This window comes from Paenibacillus sp. 10L310 (assembly GCF_056395745.1).
Window position 1 is genome coordinate 1 of the sequence record NZ_JBFTKC010000047.1, and the last position, 917, is coordinate 917.

Genomic DNA, 917 nt, shown 5'->3' on the forward strand with positions numbered 1-917 from the left:
GAGCTAGAATAAAAAGTGGACACCCGTTAACGGACGGAAGGATAATAAGACTAACGGAGGTGTCCACATGGGAGAACAGCGGCAACGATATAACGAAGAATTCAAGAAACAAACGGTCAAATTCATTCAAGAGCAGACGAAGACACTTGGAGATTTGGCAGAAGAACTCAACATTCCAAAAAGTACGTTGCACCAATGGATGAGTAAGTACCGCGAACTAAAACATGAGCCTGTTGCCAGCGTAGATCGAGTGAAGGAACTGGAAGCAGAGCTTCAAGAGATGCGCCGGTTGCTTCAAGAGAAAGATCACACGCTTGCGGATACACAAGAAGAACTGGCGATTGTAAAAAAAGCAGTGCACATCTTCAGCAAACCAAAGAGCTAAGATTTCAGTTTGTGGAAGATCATCGCTCCGAGTTTTCTTTGGAGAAGATGTGCAGAACCTTTCAAGTATCACGGAGCGGATATTACAAATGGCGAATGGACCGAACCAGCATGCGGCAGAACCGTAAAGACGAGGTCATGAAGCGTATTCGCTATCATTTTTACGACCACCGGATGCGGTGTGGAAGTCCTAAAATTACGTATCTGCTCCATTTAGAAGGGTTGCGAATCTCTTCCCGTACCGTCAGTATATACATGCGTCAAATGAATCTACGTTCTGTGGTCATGCCCAAATATCGCGTTCAAACTACGGATTCCAAACACGATCATCCCATTGCACCGAATACGCTGAATCAACAATTTAGAACGTCCAAACCGAATACAGTATGGGTTACCGACATCACCTACATTCCTTGCCGAGGAGGTCGTCTATATCTCGCCAGCGTTCTGGATTTGTGCACACGTGAAATTGTAGGCTGGCGTCTATATAACCATATGGAAACCAGTTTGGTGATGGGTGCACTGGAGGAAGC

General features: G+C 45.6%; 2 protein-coding genes. Both read left to right on the plus strand.

From position 1 onward, the window contains the following. Positions 1–67: 67 nt before the first annotated feature. A complete protein-coding gene (locus tag AC1DE7_RS31580; protein WP_074094933.1) occupies positions 68–385 on the plus strand; it encodes a transposase in 318 nt (105 codons plus the stop codon). 11 nt (positions 386–396) lie between these two features. After that, a partial coding sequence (locus AC1DE7_RS31585; RefSeq protein ID WP_477535891.1) for an IS3 family transposase occupies positions 397–917 on the plus strand: 521 nt, incomplete at its 3' end.

Excerpts from the sequence above, each read along its gene's own strand:
- AC1DE7_RS31580 (WP_074094933.1), top strand. The coding sequence starts at position 68 with ATGGGAGAACAGCGGCAACGATATAACGAAGAATTCAAGAAACAAACG.